The organism is Algoriphagus sp., assembly GCF_039969895.1.
Taxonomy (GTDB): domain Bacteria; phylum Bacteroidota; class Bacteroidia; order Cytophagales; family Cyclobacteriaceae; genus Algoriphagus.
Genome location: NZ_JBDVMZ010000012.1, coordinates 639,126 through 654,742 on the forward strand (window position 1 = coordinate 639,126; position 15,617 = coordinate 654,742).

14 protein-coding genes are annotated in these 15,617 nt (G+C 41.4%); 12 read left to right on the top strand and 2 right to left on the bottom strand.

Annotation, left to right across the window (positions count from 1 at the left end; genetic code table 11):
• Nucleotides 1-15 precede the first annotated feature (15 nt).
• The 12 genes from ABJH64_RS08980 (at nucleotide 16) to ABJH64_RS09035 (ending at nucleotide 14,088) form a co-directional block, all read left to right on the top strand.
• The gene (locus ABJH64_RS08980) at nucleotides 16-1,170 is read left to right on the top strand and encodes a BamA/TamA family outer membrane protein (RefSeq protein ID WP_348274879.1); all 1,155 of its coding nucleotides are present in this window, start codon (nucleotides 16-18) and stop codon (nucleotides 1,168-1,170) included.
• A gap of 241 nt (nucleotides 1,171-1,411) precedes the next feature.
• Nucleotides 1,412-1,990, top strand: a complete 579-nt coding sequence (locus tag ABJH64_RS08985; RefSeq protein WP_348274880.1) for a DUF4136 domain-containing protein — start codon at nucleotides 1,412-1,414, stop codon at nucleotides 1,988-1,990.
• 100 nt (nucleotides 1,991-2,090) lie between these two features.
• Nucleotides 2,091-2,639, top strand: coding sequence for a hypothetical protein (locus tag ABJH64_RS08990; RefSeq protein WP_348274881.1), 549 nt, complete (start codon nucleotides 2,091-2,093; stop codon nucleotides 2,637-2,639).
• Between the two features lie 41 nt (nucleotides 2,640-2,680).
• Nucleotides 2,681-3,745 (top strand): HAD family hydrolase, encoded by a 1,065-nt coding sequence (locus ABJH64_RS08995; protein ID WP_348274882.1) that lies wholly within the window; start codon nucleotides 2,681-2,683, stop codon nucleotides 3,743-3,745.
• Nucleotides 3,746-3,910: 165 nt separating this feature from the next.
• Nucleotides 3,911-5,461, top strand: a complete 1,551-nt coding sequence (locus tag ABJH64_RS09000) for an arylsulfatase (RefSeq protein ID WP_348274883.1) — start codon at nucleotides 3,911-3,913, stop codon at nucleotides 5,459-5,461.
• Nucleotides 5,462-5,914: 453 nt separating this feature from the next.
• Nucleotides 5,915-7,438: an arylsulfatase gene (locus ABJH64_RS09005; protein ID WP_348274884.1), complete on the top strand. Its 1,524-nt coding sequence runs from the start codon at nucleotides 5,915-5,917 to the stop codon at nucleotides 7,436-7,438.
• A 129-nt stretch (nucleotides 7,439-7,567) separates the two neighbouring features.
• A complete protein-coding gene (locus ABJH64_RS09010; RefSeq protein ID WP_348274885.1) occupies nucleotides 7,568-8,536 on the top strand; it encodes an AAA family ATPase in 969 nt (322 codons plus the stop codon).
• An 84-nt stretch (nucleotides 8,537-8,620) separates the two neighbouring features.
• Complete coding sequence (locus ABJH64_RS09015; protein WP_348274886.1) at nucleotides 8,621-9,556, top strand: DUF58 domain-containing protein; 936 nt, start codon at nucleotides 8,621-8,623, stop codon at nucleotides 9,554-9,556.
• On the top strand, nucleotides 9,553-10,044 hold the full coding sequence (locus tag ABJH64_RS09020; protein ID WP_348274887.1) for a DUF4381 domain-containing protein: 492 nt from the start codon (nucleotides 9,553-9,555) through the stop codon (nucleotides 10,042-10,044). Before ABJH64_RS09015 ends, ABJH64_RS09020 begins: the two co-directional genes overlap by 4 nt.
• Nucleotides 10,034-11,047 carry a VWA domain-containing protein gene (locus ABJH64_RS09025; protein WP_348274888.1) on the top strand — a complete coding sequence of 338 codons (1,014 nt, stop codon included), beginning with the start codon at nucleotides 10,034-10,036 and terminating at the stop codon, nucleotides 11,045-11,047. Before ABJH64_RS09020 ends, ABJH64_RS09025 begins: the two co-directional genes overlap by 11 nt.
• Nucleotides 11,040-12,755: a VWA domain-containing protein gene (locus tag ABJH64_RS09030; protein WP_348274889.1), complete on the top strand. Its 1,716-nt coding sequence runs from the start codon at nucleotides 11,040-11,042 to the stop codon at nucleotides 12,753-12,755. Before ABJH64_RS09025 ends, ABJH64_RS09030 begins: the two co-directional genes overlap by 8 nt.
• Nucleotides 12,739-14,088: a BatD family protein gene (locus tag ABJH64_RS09035; RefSeq protein ID WP_348299058.1), complete on the top strand. Its 1,350-nt coding sequence runs from the start codon at nucleotides 12,739-12,741 to the stop codon at nucleotides 14,086-14,088. Before ABJH64_RS09030 ends, ABJH64_RS09035 begins: the two co-directional genes overlap by 17 nt.
• A gap of 146 nt (nucleotides 14,089-14,234) precedes the next feature.
• Here ABJH64_RS09035 and ABJH64_RS09040 read toward each other — a convergent pair whose 3' ends face one another.
• A complete protein-coding gene (locus ABJH64_RS09040; protein ID WP_348274891.1) occupies nucleotides 14,235-14,510 on the bottom strand; it encodes a DUF4235 domain-containing protein in 276 nt (91 codons plus the stop codon).
• Between the two features lie 172 nt (nucleotides 14,511-14,682).
• Nucleotides 14,683-15,378 (bottom strand): lysoplasmalogenase, encoded by a 696-nt coding sequence (locus ABJH64_RS09045; RefSeq protein WP_348274892.1) that lies wholly within the window; start codon nucleotides 15,376-15,378, stop codon nucleotides 14,683-14,685.
• Nucleotides 15,379-15,617 lie beyond the last annotated feature (239 nt).

Consider the following 15,617-nt stretch of genomic DNA (forward strand, 5'->3'; position numbering starts at 1 on the left):
ACAAAAAGAAACACTATGCGAGTTTTTTGCCTTTTGATTGTATTTTTCTTTGTTTGCCCTCTGCTGATCGCGCAAGAGAAGTCTGAAGCACAGAAACTCACGATGGCAGTGTTTAAAGATTCTTTGGACGGAAAATTCGATATGGGGGATTTTCTGATCTCTTATCATGGATTTATTCCCATTGTAAATATTATCACAGAGCCTGCTTTGGGCGGGATTGGAGTGATGTTCACGCCGATCTTCATCCAGCCCAATAAGCATCAGGAAATTGGTAAATATACGCCCCCTGATATTACTGCCGGGGCGATAGGCTATACAGGAAACAAGTCTTGGGGATTTGGTGCAATGCGTATTGCTTCTCTGCCGAAGCAGCACCTGCGATACCGGGTAGGAGGAGGGTATGGAGACGTTAATATGGATTTTTTCAGAACCTTCCCGGTGGTTGGAGAGCAGCAGTTTGCTTTCAATTTCAATACAGCGGCTTTTTTTGCAAATGTCCTTCGACAAGTAGGGGATACTGATCTCTACTTGGGCGTTCAATACCTTTATCTAAGGAATAAAGTAAAGCCTGAATTTTCCCAATTAGAATTACCAGATTTTGTGGATAGCAAGGCACTAGACAATAATCTCAGCAGTGTAGGAGTGAATATGCAATTTGACAAACGAGATAATGTATTCACTCCTAATAAGGGGCTTTATATTACATCCGCTTTCCGGATAAATGCCGGCTGGACAGGTAGTGATTACGATTACCAAAACTGGATGGTGACAGGGCTTCAGTATGTTCAATTAGCTGAAAAATGGGTCAGTGGGTTTAGATTTGAGGGTAATTTCCAGTTTGGAGATGCTCCGTTCTATCTGAACCCAGGGATAAATCTCCGAGGGGTACCTATGGCCAGGTATCAAGGAAGTGAGACCTATTTATTGGAGACAGAGCAGCGGTATGATGTTACGGATAGGTGGAGCATACTGGGATTTTTGGGTGCTGCGAAGGCTACTACCAAGGAAATTTCATTTTCAGAGGCTGATTTAGTGTATAATTATGGTACAGGATTTCGCTACCTGATCGCGAGAAAGTTCGGTATTCGTACCGGTATTGATGTAGCCTGGTCCAATGAGGATTTTGGCTGGTATATTATTTTTGGCTCAGCCTGGAATAATAGAAATTAAGGTAAACTGTTGAGGTATTTAGGGAGATTTTAATCGGTGGTTGATCACTTTTTTTGATGATCGATTTTAGCTTGTCACAACTATAGATAAGCTGCCTTCAAGGCTAAATTTTCCTTCCATCACCAAAACATTTGTATAACTAGCTCAGTTATTTAGCCGAAAAAATCAAATCAGTCCTATATAATTACAGAAAAGTTGTTAGTTTTTGAAAAATCTTTATTTCCACATCAATTCAACTCTTATGAAAAATTCACTTAAACAGGTAGTAATAGGAGCACTTCTCCTGTTCTTTTCAATTTCAAGTTTTGCGCAGGTCAAAAGTGATTATGACAAGGACGCAGATTTTTCCTCATTAAAGACTTATTCTTTTCAAGGTTGGCAGAATGATTCTGACAAACAGTTGAATGAGTTCGATAAAAAGAGAATATTAGATGCGTTAAAGGCTGAATTTGATGCACGGGGTATGACTTTGGTACAGTCGGATGCAGATGCAGAAGTCACATTATACCTGGTTTTGGACAGTAAGACTTCTACTACAGCCTATACGGATTTCATGGGAGGAATGGGCTATGGACCGCGCTGGGGCTGGGGTATGGGTGTAGGAGGAATGGGCATGGGTTCTGCTACGACCACGTATAACGAGGATGATTATACCGAGGGCACCTTGGTAGTGGATATGTATGATAATTCGGGCAAAAAACTAGTTTGGCAAGGTGTACTCACGTCAGTGGTGCAGGAAAAACCTGAAAAAAGAGAGAAGACAATTCCCAAAAAAATCAAAAAGTTGATGAAGCAATTTCCCGTTAAGTCGATGAATTAATCTAATTTTCTGAAAGATTGGCGGTAAAAACTGAAACGTTTTTGGCTAATCAAACTTTAAATTTTAACTCCATCGTGCACTAAATTAATTCCTGATTTTAATGAATAAGCTGATCATTTTTTTAGTAGGAATAGGTTCTGTATTACTATCCCATACTGTCATGGCACAGGAGGAGGTTAGGGAAGGTTCAGAACGTGAAGGAAGGCATAGTCTAGCCTTAGTCCTTGCCCATGCACGCATAGGCCAGGGAAGAGATGCTGAGGGTAACAAGCAGTTTACCTCTGTGCCTGCTTTTGCGCTTGATTATAATTATTGGATAGTTCCGAAATTTGCCATTGGTTTACACACCGACTTTCTGAATGAAAACTTTTACATAGAAACAGAGGATGAGGGTCAGCTTATTGAGCGGGAAAGGCCTATAGCTCCAGCGATTATGGGGACCTACAAAGCGGGTGAGCATTGGAATTTTGGGTTAGGTATAGGTGGTGAATTCGCCAAAGGAGAAGATTATTTTGTCACTAGATTAGGCGTCGAATATACAGTTGAAATTAGAAACGGATGGGGAGTATTGGCGTCTTTGACCCAGGATTTTCGGTCTAAGGCGTATAATGTAACCTCTTTAGGATTAGGGGTAGAGAAAAAATTTTGATGTGAATAGCTGAGTATTATATAAACCTTAAAAAAATAGTAATGAAAAATATTTTTGATAGAAAAATTACTAGCAAGTTTTTATACACTGTGTTAGTCGCTTTTAGCGTAGCATCTTGCTCTTCCCCCAAATCTGCCGATGAGAGTATTCCAGCTTCAGAAACTGATGGAAATGAGCAGCGGGGACAATTGGCTTCCTGGCAAGATGAACCTCGCGACAGAATTATGGATTGGGTGACTTCGGCTACTACTGAAGGCAATTCCGGGTTTATCCCAATAGCGGATCGAATTGCAGTATTTGACAATGACGGTACGCTATGGTCCGAGCAGCCTATCTATTTTCAGCTGGCCTTTGCAATAGATGAGGTCAAGCGGATGGCTCCTGAGCATCCTGAATGGAAGAAAAATGCTTCCATCAAAGCACTAATTGAAGGAGATATGGATAAATTTCTTTCAGGAGGACAGAACGCATTGGTCGAGGCACTAGCTATTACGCATTCCGGCATGTCTGTGGAGGAATTTGACTCTCATGTAAAAGCCTGGATGAACACCGCTACACACCCTAAATCTGGCAAGCACTACAATGAAATGATATACCAGCCTATGCTGGAATTATTAGACTACTTACGAGCCAATGACTTCAAAACATTTATTGTATCTGGCGGAGGCATAGACTTCATGCGTGCCTGGACAGAGGAAGCATATGGAATTCCTCCCTACCAAGTGGTAGGTTCACAATTAGGTCTTTCCTACGTTGACTCTCTTGCAATGCCTGAATTAATAAAAACCCCTGAATTGTATTTCAACGACGACAAGGCTGGTAAGCCAGTTGGTATCTATAGGCACATAGGAAAGAGACCGGTATTCGCCGGAGGAAATAGCGACGGAGATTACCAAATGCTGCAATATACTTCTACAGGTGAAGGTTCACGATTTGGTTTGATCGTGCATCATACAGATTCTGTTCGTGAAGTGGCTTATGACCGTGATTCCCATATTGGGCAGCTGAATAAAGGTTTGGATGATGCAGCCAAGTACAATTGGCTGGTAGTGGATATGCAGAAGGACTGGAAAGTAGTCTATCCATTTGAGATGGGTAATCCATAATTATCAATTGGATCTTCTGACAATCTAAAAGGAAGAGACATATTTCATTTATCCTTATGAAATATCAAATCCAGTTTGTGTAAAATTTGATTACAATAATATAAATCTTGTTGTTTTCCATGAATTTGTTAAATTAATAATTAGTTCACTTTTAACTGTATTTCTATGAAACACAAATTCTCAATTTTCAAAGAAGCGGCTTTTCTGCTCTTTGCTTTGCCACTCGTGGTACAGGCGCAGGACAAGCCAAACATCCTCGTGATCTGGGGAGATGATATTGGGCAGTCCAATATCAGTGCTTACACGATGGGAATGGTAGGGTATCGTACTCCTAACATAGACCGAATTGCAGATGAAGGCATGATCTTCACTGATTATTATGCAGAGCAAAGTTGTACCGCTGGACGTTCTTCTTTTATCCTTGGACAAAGTGTATTCCGCACCGGTCTAAGTAAAGTAGGTATGCCAGGAGCTAAAGAAGGGATTTCGGAAAAAGACCCTACTATTGCTGAACTACTGAAGCCGGCAGGATATGTGACTGGGCAGTTTGGTAAGAATCACTTGGGAGATAGAGATGAGCACTTGCCAACGAATCACGGCTTTGATGAATTTTTTGGTAATCTCTACCATTTGAATGCAGAGGAAGAACCGGAATTGCCTGATTACCCGGATCCTAAGGAATATCCTGATTTCAGAAAAAATTACGGTCCTAGAGGTGTCATTCATAGCACTGCAGATGGCAAAATCGAAGATACCGGTGCTTTGACCAAGAAAAGAATGGAGACTATCGATGATGAGTCTTCAGAAGCGGCTTTCAAATTTATCAGAGATGCTGTAGCTAGTGGAAAGCCATTTTTCGTTTGGTGGAATGGAACTAGAATGCACTTCAGAACACACGTGAAGCCTGAACTTAGAGGTATATCGGGACAGGATGAATATGCTGATGGGATGATGGAGCATGATATGCATATTGGGAAATTCCTAGATTTACTGGATGAGCTGGGAATAGCTGATAATACTATTGTGATGTATTCTACGGATAACGGTCCTCATAAGAATACTTGGCCTGATGCTGCGTTGAACCCATTCAGAGGCGAGAAAAATACCAACTGGGAAGGTGGCTGGAGAGTACCAGCTATGGTAAGATGGCCAAATAAGATCAAGGCTGGTTCTGTTAGCAATGAGATCATGAGTGGTATGGATTGGATGCCTACTTTCTTGGCCGCTGCTGGTCAGGGAGATGTACCTCAAAAATTGCTATCAGGTTATTCTGCAAACGGGAAAAATTTCAAAGTACACTTGGATGGGTATAATTTCCTTCCTTTTCTTACTGGTCAAACAGACAAAGGTCCTAGAAAGGAAATTTTCTATTTCTCGGATGATGGAGATTTGACTGCTTTAAGGTATGACGACTGGAAGCTAATCTTCATGGAGCAAAGAAGTCCAGGTACCTTAGAAGTTTGGGCTAATCCATTCACTCCTCTAAGAGTACCATTGATTTTCAATTTGAGAAGAGATCCTTATGAGTTTGCCCAGATTACTTCCAATACGTATTACGATTGGTTAGTTGATCATTTATTCTTACTAGTTCCTGCACAGGGGATTGTTGGCGAATTCCTAGCAACCTTTAAGGATTATCCACCAAGAATGCAAGCGGCTAGCTTTAGCTTGGATAAGGTAATGGAGACACTCTCCACTCCAAATGGTAGTAATTAAGTTCATTAAAAATTTACCTCTTAGGCCAATCAATTTTGATTGGCCTTTTTTTGTGATAATAAACTTTTAGACAGTGAAGAATGCTAGTGAATTAAATTGCCTATCCCGAGGGTTAGGGTTCTCAAGGAGGCCAAAGCAATAAGTTGCAATGAATCAATAAGATAATAACCTTCCATGTTTAAACAAGTATCTTAATTGAGGATGTGTTTTTTTAGCATTTGCTAAGGTTGGTGAGATAAAGTGTAAGCTTAGAAAAACAAATTGAAATGATGAAGGTTATTTTTATTGAAATCATTTCCGTTTAACAGTACTAAAATCTAGTTGAATTCTGTGCTTTTGATTTTGTTCGGCTGAATAATATTTAGTATTTTTCATGAGTCTTTAATACTGTCTATACTTTATCAAATCAAAAAAATAACTATTTTAAGAAGAGTAACTTTTACCTAAAATTCTATGAAACACAAAAACTCAATTTTCAAATCAGCTGTTCTGTTGCTGTTCTGTTTGCCATTTTTGGCTCAGGCGCAGGACAAGCCCAATATTCTGGTCCTCTGGGGCGACGATATTGGATGGTCTAACGTGAGTGCCTATAATATGGGTATGATGGGCTATAAAACTCCAAATATTGACAGACTGGCAAAGGAAGGAGCGGTATTTACGGATTGGTACGCACAACAGTCCTGTACTGCAGGAAGAGCGGCTTTTATCTTAGGTCAGCATCCATTTAGAACTGGTCTTTTGACCATAGGTATGCCGGGTGCAAAACAGGGCATTCAAGAAAATCAGCCTACTATTGCAGAATTATTAAAGCCACATGGCTATACTTCTGGTCAATTTGGTAAAAATCACTTGGGAGATCGCGATGAGCACCTTCCAACTAATCACGGGTTTGATGAATTCTTCGGAAACCTCTATCACCTGAATGCTGAAGAAGAGCCAGAAAGCTACTACTATCCAAAGGACCCGGAATTTAGAAAAAAATATGGCCCAAGGGGAGTATTACATTCCTATGCAGACGGTAGAATCCAGGATACAGGGCCATTGACCAAGAAGAGAATGGAAACAGTGGATAAAGAATTCACTGAAGCAGCAATTGCCTTTATAGAGAAAGCTCATGCAGATGGAAAGCCATTCTTTGTATGGTTGAATTCCACTCGTATGCACGTGTGGACTCACTTGGAAGAAGGTAGTGAAGGGGTAACTGGAATTGGACTTTATCCTGATGGAATGGTAGAACATGACAAAGCTGTAGGTAAAGTTTTGGCCAAGTTGGATGAATTGGGAATTATTGATAATACAATTATCATGTATTCCACCGATAACGGTGCTGAGAAATTTACTTGGCCTGATGGTGGAACTACTCCATTTGCAGGAGAAAAAGGAACTACCTGGGAAGGTGGGTTCCGTGTGCCAAGTATCATCCGTTGGCCTGGTGTGATTAAGCCAGGGACTATCTATAATGATATTTTCTCACATGAAGACATGATGCCTACCTTGGTAGCAGCAGCGGGAGAACCAAACATCAAGCAAAAGGTATTGAATGGGTATCAGGCAAATGGAAAGACATTCAAAGCACATTTGGATGGCTATAACATGATGCCTTATTTCAAAGGTGAAGTAAGCGAGTCTCCACGCAAAGAAATTTTCTACTTTGATGCAGCGGGAAATATGAATGCGATCAGATACCAGAATTTCAAACTGCATTTCACTATCATGGAAGGCTCCATCGCGGAAGCCTACCGTAAATCTCCAAGCTGGCCTATAGTAATCAACCTTCGGGCTGATCCTTTTGAAGTATCTTGGAAATCTGCTCTTTATATTAAGTGGTATGCAGATAATATGTGGATGTTTGTACCTGCACAGCAGAAAGCGGCAGAGTTTCTTGCCACCTTCAAGGAATTCCCTCCTGTGAAAGGGTCTTCATTATCAATCGATGAAGTAGTGGAATCAATGACAGCACATCCTGTTCAGCAATAATATTTTGCGATGATGATAAAATCAAACTGTAGGGAAACTTGCAGTTTGATTTTTTTTTCAATTGAATTGTCGCTGCGTTGCTTAATCAATTTATTTTTAGAGTAAGCTTTCTATTCAAATTATACTATTATGAATACTTTAGAGTCCATTCAGCTTCTAAAAACTAAAATGTCTGAATCCATAATTGGACAAGATGAACTGGTGGAGCGCTTGATATTAGTGCTGTTGGCGGATGGAAATATGCTGCTGGAAGGTCTTCCTGGCCTGGCAAAGACCCGAGCAATTAAATCCTTAGCTAAAGAGTTGGACTGTGGATTAAGCCGGATCCAATTTACTCCTGACCTCCTACCATCGGATGTGACAGGTACGGAAATCTACCAGCCCGAACTGGAAGAGAAATTTGTCTTTCAGCAGGGTCCCATTTTCAGCAATTTAATTCTGGCAGATGAAATTAACCGTTCTCCGGCTAAAGTTCAGTCAGCATTGCTGGAGGCGATGGAGGAACGGCAAGTTTCCGTAGCAGGCAAAACCTATAAAATGGAGCCCCTCTTTATGGTAATGGCTACTCAGAACCCAGTAGAGCAGGAGGGAACGTATCCACTTCCGGAAGCGCAGATGGATAGATTCCTTATGCATGTCATCATCAGCTATCCGGATGATGCCTCGGAATTGGCAATTCTAAGACTAAACAGAAAGGAGCAAGTCAAGCTCAGCAAACCTGAAACCCAGGAGAAACTTTCCCCTCAGGTGATTTTTGATGCTAGGGAAGAAATCGCATCAGTTAAGATCTCAGAGACAATGGAGAAATATATCGTAGATATTATTTCGGCAACGAGATATCCTGAAAAATATAGTGAACAATTGGATAGCTGGATTGACTTTGGTGCGAGCCCAAGAGGTAGTATCGCATTGGACAGAGCCGCTCGGACTCATGCCTGGATGAGTGGCAACGATTTCGTTGCTCCTGACAATATCCGCGCTGTTGTCCATGACTGTTTACGCCATCGATTGATCCTTAGCTACGAGGCAAATGCTGATGGAGTCACCGCAGATCAGGTCCTTGACGAAATACTCAAAGTAGTAGCAGTGGTAGCATAGCCAAGATTAGGAAAGGTTAAATCTCCTTTCAATTGGCAGGCATTCCTATTATTCCAATTCTATTTCCTACTAAGGCAAAAAGCTATGAATAATGCTAATTCATTTCCTTCCCAAATTTTTACCTCTCTGAAAGAGTTGCTGGGAATGGAGCGTCATGCGCAGTTTTTCTCCTTGATAGCCCGAAAGCAAAAGGTGAAAAGTATTTTAGGTGGTCGCCATGAGTCAAAATTGAGAGGAAGAGGTTTGGATTTTGAAGAAACCAGACATTATGTGCAGGGAGATGATATCCGTAATATTGACTGGAAAGTAACAGCCCGTACCCGGGAAACTCATACACGGGTTTTTACTGAAGAAAAAGAAAAACCAGCTATGATCGTGGTTGATCAGACCAATTCAATGTTTTTTGGCTCCAAGTCCCGAACCAAATCTGTAGTCGCAGCAGAGCTGGCAGCTATAGCCGCATTCAGAGTACTCAAGCAGGGCGACCGGGTAGGTGGAATAGTTTTTTCTGATGACGGAATAGATATCATCCAGCCAAAGCGGGACAGAAGGAATATTTTAAGGTTTCTGGAAAAGGTGGTCAACAGAAACCATGACTTGGCGAAACCTCATTCCACTGATTATCAAGACACATTAAAGGAAGTTAGTAAAAAAGTCAGAAATATTGTTACCCACGATTACCTGGTGGTATTGATATCCGATTTTCATCGGTATTCTCCGGATGTTACACGTTTTATCAGCCAGATAGCGCAGCATAATGATGTGGTATTGGTGAAGGTTTTTGATCCCCTCGAGCGAGATATTCCAAAAATTAAATTCGTCGCTGGTGATTTTGATACCCAAGTGACAGTGGATGGGGGTAAGAAAACGTTACGCTCAAGTTTCCAAACCGGATTTGATGAGGATTTCCAGAGTTTTTCTGCCCAAATGAAAAAGCATCGCGTTCCGATTATTAGTCTGGACACGGTAGTACCGATAGATGAGCAAATGAAGTCAGTTTTTAAAAAAGCGCGAAAATGATTTTTCATCAAACAGATACGCTTGCCAAAAACACCAATCAGGCTCCTCCTCCTGATTTAGGGAAATTATATGAACCACCTCCGGTGGAATTTACTTTCGAGACGATTGGTTGGACCATTTTAGGTGGAGTATTGATGCTGATAAGCCTGGTAGTGATTTTTATTTTAATCAAAAAATATCTTGGTAATCGCTATAGAAGAGAGGCAATTCAAGAGCTCGATTTACTTCAATCCGAACAACAGGCATTCTCTAAAATTCTGGTCATTTTAAAAAGAGTGGCCATAGATGTGTTTGGACGAGAGAAGGTGGCTCACCTTCATGGAGCGGAATGGTTGTCATTTCTAGAAAAAACAGGCAAGCATGTAGAATTAGTGCGCTATGAAAAGCAAATTCAGGCGATGCTGTACCAGAATATTGTGCCCGATGCACCAATAAGAAAAAGTATTTTGTCACAGGCTAAAAAATGGATGCGTACTCATGCCAGCTAATTTTGAAATAGCATATCCTTGGGCATTTATCCTTCTTCCACTACCATTTTTGGTCTATTGGTTGATGCCTGCTTTGCGGATTAGGAGTGCTTCATTGCGTCTGCCCACCTACGAAAAGGCATTGGGTTACACAGGAGAAAAGCCTAGAAAGTCCGCATTTGTCAGACGGAGAGGCTTATTCACATGGATAGTGCTATATCTCGTATGGATCTTACTTTTAAGTTCACTAGCCTCCCCCCAATTGGTCGGAAAGCCGGAGATGAAGGTAAAGACCTCAAGAAACTTTTTGATTGTGGCAGATATTTCTTTCAGTATGGCGCAGAAGGACTGGGAAATCGATGGCGAGAAAGTTCGGAGATGGGATGCAGTGAAGGTTCTTATGCATGAGTTTATTGAAAAACGCAAGGGGGATCGGATGGGATTGATATTCTTTGGCAGTAGCGCCTATATACAAGTGCCATTCACTCCTGACTTGGAAACGGTAAACCAACTGCTAGATGAGGCTGATGTAGGAATGGCAGGGCAAATGACGAATATTGGAAAAGCTATAGCTAAAGGAGTGCAGTTATTTGAAAAGGATACAATAGAGTCTAAGGTCATGCTTTTATTAACTGATGGAGTGGATTCAGGTACAGATGTGCTTCCTTTAGATGCAGCAGATATGGCGAAAAATGATTCTATTCTAATCTACACTATAGGCATAGGCGATCCATCCGGTGTGGGAGTGGATCTTGATGAAGAGACTTTGCAGGAGATCGCAGATATGACTGATGCGCAATACTTCCAGGCAAAGGATGAACAAAGGCTGCAGGAGATTTATCAAGAAGTAGATCAATTGGAGCCGATAGAGTACGAAGAGGAGGAAAATCGGCCGACAACTTTATTATACTATTATCCATTAGGTGCAGCACTTGGTTTGATGATGCTTATGATGCTGTTTCAAAGTCTTTTCCAGGCATTTAAAGGTCTGAGAAATAAAAGAGAGGAGGTAACTCATGGCTGATTTATTCCCGATCGATTGGCATGAATTTCACTTTTTAAGGCCTGTTTTTTTATGGGGGTTTATTCCGCTGTTGCTAATCCTACTCATCAGTTTAGTAAGCATTAGACAGGAAATATCTTGGAAATCCATGATTGCCCCGCATCTCCGTCCTTTCGTCATTCAGAAGGGGAATGAACGTATGAAAATATGGATGCAAACCATCGGATTTCTTGCGATGAGCATGGGGCTTATTGGTCTGGCTGGTCCCACCTGGAAGAAAGTTCAGGTACCTGGTCAAAAACTGGAGACCCCCTTGGTTATCCTGTTGGATTTGTCCCAAAGTATGCTGGCTACCGATTTGCAGCCTACACGTTTGGAGCGTGCCAAATTCAAGATTTCAGATTTAATCAAGCAAAATCCGCAGGCAAGAATAGCGCTAGTAGGCTTCGCAGGCACAGCTCATGTCATTGTGCCGCTAACCAAAGATTATGACATTATCAGTAGTCATATAGATGGGCTCAGACCAGATGTGATGCCTATTCCTGGCTCAGATTTGGAATCAGCACTTGCACTGGCTGATACAATTATGTCCGTCACAGATGCGCCTGGTACAGTACTGCTTCTTTCCGATGATATAGGAGATCCAGAGTTTGGACTGATCCGCAATTTTGTGCAGAATTCTGAAAATTCGGTGCAACTGCTACCCATGAATACCGCTGCGGGAGCTGAAATTCCCATTTCCTCCGGTAGAGGTGTTATCAAGGATGAGGAGGGGAATACTATGCGCTCTGTGTTGAACCAAAATGTCCTTGCCCAGCTAAATTCTTTGGATCAGGTGACGGTGGGAATGCTGACTCTTGACGACAGTGATGTGGAGTTGATAAGCAATGAAGTGAAAAAGAATCTTGTCTTTACTGCGCAGCCCGAAGACAAGGAAGACGATTGGAGAGATGCTGGATGGCTACTTGTAATTCCCATGACATTGCTGTTTCTGCTTTGGTTCAGAAAAGGATGGGTGTTATATGGAGTGGTAGTGCTAATGTTTTCCTCCTGTTCATCCGATAAATCATTTCAGGATCTCTGTTACACCAAAGATTATCAGGCTCAGATGCTGGCTGATAAAGGAGACTATACAGCAGCTGCGGAGGAATTTGAAGATCCCTTACGCAAAGGAGTAGCGTATTACAAAGCAGGCAATTATGAGGCTGCAATCCAGCAGTTCAAAAGTGACACCTCAGCCTATGGTGCTTATAATTTGGGCTTGGCCTATTACCAAAATGGAGATTATGATGCAGCTCGTGGCGCGTTTGAAGCAGCGGAGGAGCTAGATCCCTCCATGGATCAGGCATCTGCCGGTAAGGATAAGATGGAGCACCTCTCTGGAGGAGAAAATGAAGTAGATCCCAAGGATGCTCAGGAAGCTGACCCCAATCAGCAGGCAAATACCAAGCAAAATGATAGTCAAGAAGACTTGAGTGGAGGAGGTCAGGAAGTAACCAAAGAAGATATGAAAAAAGAAAGGCTTGCCGAAACCGTAAATACAGACATACGAAAGGGAAAAGAGCTCGATGAGGTGCCTGATGATATCAAAGGCTCTATGAATACGGATAACAGTAAAGTCTTGATGAGAAAAGTGGACGACGATCCCTCACTTTTTCTTCAGAGAAAATTTGTTTATCAAGTCAAAAAGGACAGTTTAAAACCTAGAACAGATGCGAGAAAGTGGTAGAATTTGGCTAGGGATATTTTTGATGCTGATTCTTACAATCTCAAAGACGCCAGCTCAAAATATCTGGTCTGATGTGAGCTTGGATCGAAACAGTGCTTATGTAGGACAGCCCATTGAGGTAACCATCTCAGTATATACTTCCACGTGGTTTACCCAAGGACTGGATATTGGAAATATAAAAGTAAATGGGGCTTTCACGGTTTACTTCAGGCCTGTAACTACATCCTACACAGAGGACGGCGTCACCTATTCCGGAGTGAAGCAAATTTATCACGTGTTCCCCTATACTGAACAGGACATCACATTTCCCGAGCTGGATATAGTGGTAGAATCACCAGCACCAGGGGAATATAAGGGTAGAAAGCAAACTGTAAAAACCCAGCCAAAACCAATTCGTGTAAAACCAAGACCATCGAAATTTTCAGAATCTGACTGGCTCGTTGCCAGTGGCATGAGTGTAACGGAGCGATGGACTGGCATTGCTGGAAACCCTGATGGCAAAAAGGTAAAGGTCGGTGATGTACTGGAGCGTTCGATTTCTCGTACCGTCGCGGGTACGGTCTCAGAATTAATTCCTCCCATTGCCTGGGATAGTGTGGAGCACGTGAGTTTATATCCTTCAAGAAGCGAAGTAAATAACAATAAAACCAAAACTGAAATTTCCGCCTCGCGGACAGATCACATAAGCTACCTCTTCGAAAAGGAAGGAGAGGTTGTGTTTCCAGAAGTGGTACTAACCTGGTACAATCCCTACCGCAATCAGCTCTATAAGCGAACCCTAAAAGAAATACGAGTGCAAGTTGAACCCAATCCTGACCTTGGAATGCTTGCTAGTGTCCGTGATTCACTCGCTGCACAGCAGGATGAACTTGCCAAAGAAGATCTTCTGGAAGATAAGCCATTCACTATTCTTGGCATTAGTCCGGAGAAATTTGTTGCTCTTTCGGTAGGGGTAGTTTTAGTTTTCATTTTCCTTATTAGAGTGCTGCGCAAAATGATCACAATGCAGAAAAAGCGAAGAGCATCTTATTTAGCTTCAGAGTTGTATTATTTCCATGAGTTTAAAAAGTCACTAGCATCGAAGGATGATAAATCCATAGCTAGCAAACTTTATCGGTGGCTAGATGCTCTGGATCTGGAGCAGCCAAGCGCTACTTATTTTGCAAAAAGGTATGGATCCGCCACGTTGCAGGATCAGGTAGCTGAAATGGAATCGAAGTGGGATAATGGGGGTCAATTTTCCGCTCTAGATTGGAAAGAGTGGGAAAGTGCGAGAAAAAACTATTTGAAGCGAGGCGTAGTGCTGAAGACAGGGTGGATAAATCCTGTGTAAACTAGTGATCCGTATTCATAGATCAGTCGGAGCACTATCATCTCACGTTTTAGCGCAACTGGCGATAGTAAAATCTCCTCAAGTATAAAAATGGATGAGGTCTAACCCGTAGGTTCTCTTACCATTTATGCCACATGAACTCAGCTTTACCTCAAATGCTTCGGCACCTCTCCATCCATTTTTTTCCACTGTTTGGTGAAAAATTTACGCACTAGGAGCTTCGCAGTTATTCCTACAGCGGCCGTTATCGCAGTATAAAGCACGACTTTTCCAAAAGAAGCTTGGTCAGTTTCCGGGTTTTTAGGCGCTGGATCACCGGTAAATGCTTCATATCGGTTGTCCACAGCGTTTTTTGCAAGGGCAGCCACACCCAGAGAGAGTACTGCTGATAGAATGGTGAACTTATTTTTTGATAGTTTCATATTCTCTTTTTCCAAAAATTCTGCAAACACTATGCACAACTAGCTCGGGTGCTTATGGTTTTGGTGGTTTTGGAATAGGATTGGCAAGCATTTTTAGACATAATTTTAGCTTTTGACTTTTCAATAAATCTGACCCAAAAGCTTGTTCAACCCTACAGGAACTTGTTCTTGGTTAGTTCATCTTTGGTTGTAAAATATGTGACCTAATACCCATGATAATCATTAATTGGGCAACGGTGTAGGTGCCCATCACGATGATTCCCGCATCAGGAATAGGTTGATAGAATCTATTCATAGCGATAATCCCATCTGACATAAAAAATAGAAATGCTCCGATGAAAATCTGCCAAAAGGAAGCAGGATTGCATTTGCCATAGCGTTCTCGAGCAATGGTAACCATACTCACAATAACGATAATATAGACGATAACCGGGATTTTTAAAGTGCCAAGATTAGGATTGATAAGGTAAAACACGAAGGCAGCTAGGAAGTATATCGGAAGGTTGTAAAAAAATGATTTTATGAAATTCACATTCAGAAGTGAATCAGGGGCTTTTTGAGCTATTCTGAATCCTATGATGTAGCAAATATGAGCCATCAGAAAAGCGCCAATTCCATAAATAAACAGATGATCCCACAACAATAGAACATCTCCGATCCAGGAGAAAATTAATGCCCCTAGAATTGATTTGGCAAGTAGGGTGGAGGAGATAGGTCGGGTGATTTGGTAGAAATAAGCAGCTAAACCTAAAATAATCAATGGTTTGGAGAAAAATCTTAAGTCGTCATTGCCTTCAAGAATAAATGCTATATCGGTAAGGGCGGCAAACAAAAACAAGTAAAGCCAGAGGATGTCTTTTTTTTTCAAGGAGATGATAGTTTTGATAGAGTTTATTAACGTGAATTAATTTTTCGAAATGTATGAAATATCAAAATTTAATCTGGCAAAAGAAGGTGTTTTCGGAAACCACGGGTTTTATCCAATATGAAATTTTATTCTAAAGTAGGGATGATTTTATAGGGCACCTGACATATAAATAAATGTTTTTGTGACTGAGGCAGAATTTTATTCAACTTTCTGTATTAAGATATAGTTAAATTTTGTGA

Coding starts and splice junctions, on each gene's coding strand:
- ABJH64_RS08980 (WP_348274879.1), top strand. CDS start 16: ATGCGAGTTTTTTGCCTTTTGATTGTATTTTTCTTTGTTTGCCCTCTG.
- ABJH64_RS08985 (WP_348274880.1), top strand. CDS start 1,412: ATGAAAAATTCACTTAAACAGGTAGTAATAGGAGCACTTCTCCTGTTC.
- ABJH64_RS08990 (WP_348274881.1), top strand. CDS start 2,091: ATGAATAAGCTGATCATTTTTTTAGTAGGAATAGGTTCTGTATTACTA.
- ABJH64_RS08995 (WP_348274882.1), top strand. CDS start 2,681: ATGAAAAATATTTTTGATAGAAAAATTACTAGCAAGTTTTTATACACT.
- ABJH64_RS09000 (WP_348274883.1), top strand. CDS start 3,911: ATGAAACACAAATTCTCAATTTTCAAAGAAGCGGCTTTTCTGCTCTTT.
- ABJH64_RS09005 (WP_348274884.1), top strand. CDS start 5,915: ATGAAACACAAAAACTCAATTTTCAAATCAGCTGTTCTGTTGCTGTTC.
- ABJH64_RS09010 (WP_348274885.1), top strand. CDS start 7,568: ATGAATACTTTAGAGTCCATTCAGCTTCTAAAAACTAAAATGTCTGAA.
- ABJH64_RS09015 (WP_348274886.1), top strand. CDS start 8,621: ATGAATAATGCTAATTCATTTCCTTCCCAAATTTTTACCTCTCTGAAA.
- ABJH64_RS09020 (WP_348274887.1), top strand. CDS start 9,553: ATGATTTTTCATCAAACAGATACGCTTGCCAAAAACACCAATCAGGCT.
- ABJH64_RS09025 (WP_348274888.1), top strand. CDS start 10,034: ATGCCAGCTAATTTTGAAATAGCATATCCTTGGGCATTTATCCTTCTT.
- ABJH64_RS09030 (WP_348274889.1), top strand. CDS start 11,040: ATGGCTGATTTATTCCCGATCGATTGGCATGAATTTCACTTTTTAAGG.
- ABJH64_RS09035 (WP_348299058.1), top strand. CDS start 12,739: ATGCGAGAAAGTGGTAGAATTTGGCTAGGGATATTTTTGATGCTGATT.
- ABJH64_RS09040 (WP_348274891.1), bottom strand. CDS start 14,510: ATGAAACTATCAAAAAATAAGTTCACCATTCTATCAGCAGTACTCTCT.